This is a genomic window from Mitsuaria sp. TWR114, assembly GCF_007997345.1.
In genome coordinates this window covers 1-1,092 of record NZ_VOSR01000622.1, presented here as the reverse complement: position 1 = coordinate 1,092, position 1,092 = coordinate 1, and the positions used below count along the sequence as shown (strand labels likewise).

The 1,092-nt window shown below is 70.0% G+C and carries 1 protein-coding gene; it reads right to left on the bottom strand.

All coding sequences use genetic code 11. The features are described 5' to 3' along the window. Window positions 1–1,092, bottom strand: a 1,092-nt coding sequence (locus FUT87_RS20890) for a serine/threonine-protein kinase (protein WP_147242262.1), incomplete at both ends; no start/stop codon positions are given.

Genomic DNA, 1,092 nt, shown 5'->3' with positions numbered 1-1,092 from the left:
GCCGCGGCCGATCTCGTCCAGCGCCTCCACGACCAGCTTGATCGGCCGCGAGAACCAGTTGGCGACGAAGAACATCGCGATCGCCACCGCCAGCACCGTCGTCACCGCCAGCACCGCCATCAGCGTGCGCGACAGCCGCGCCACGCTCTCCAGCGGGCGCTCCGGCAGGCCCAGCGCGACGCGGCCCACGGTCTTGTCCTGGAAGGTGATCGGCGAGTCGAAGCCCAGCACCGCCGCCCCGCCCGCGGCGTGATACCGCGTGCGCCTGACGCCGCCCTGCTCGCCCAGCAGCTCGCCGGGCGGCGCCTGGTAGGGCTTGCCGACCGCGTCGGGCTGGCTGGACGCCGCCACCACGCCGGCGCGATCGATCACGGTGACGCTCTCGAAGTCGCGCGTCTTCATGATCTCCTGCAGCGACACGTCCACCGACACCCAGTCCTCGCCCAGCGCGGCGGTGGCGTTCTGCGCGGCGATGAAGCGCGACAGCGCGGTGCCGTAGTCGGCCACCTGCTGCATCAGCGCGGCGTTCTGGCGCTGGCTGATGATGGAGCCGCTGACCGCCATCACGATGGCGACGATGCCGGCCATCATCGCGGCCCACTTCACCCGCAGCGGGATCAGCTTGGAGCGGTTCTTGTTGCGCGCTTCCTCGTCGATCTCGTTGAGCACCTTGACCAGCGCGTCAGCGAGTTCGGCGCCGGTCTGGAAGCGGTTGTCGGGCGCCTTGGCCAGGCAGCGGTCGACGACCCGGCGCAGCGACGCGGGAATCTCGGGCCGCAGCTTGTTCAGCGGGGTCGGGTCGTCCTTGGCGATCTTGAGCGCCAGGTTGACCACGCTGTCGCCGGTGAACGGGCGCACGCCGGTGAGCATCTGGTACAGCACGATGCCGACCGAGAACAGGTCCGAGCGGCCGTCGATCTTCTCGCCGTTCATCTGCTCGGGCGCCATGTACTGCGGCGTGCCCAGCACGTCGCCGACGCGGGTGCGCTGCTCCCCCTTCGTCGACTCCATGTGGGCGATGCCGAAGTCCATCACCTTGATGTCCAGCGTGCCGCGCACCCGGGCGATGTTGCCCGGCTTGATGTCGCGGTG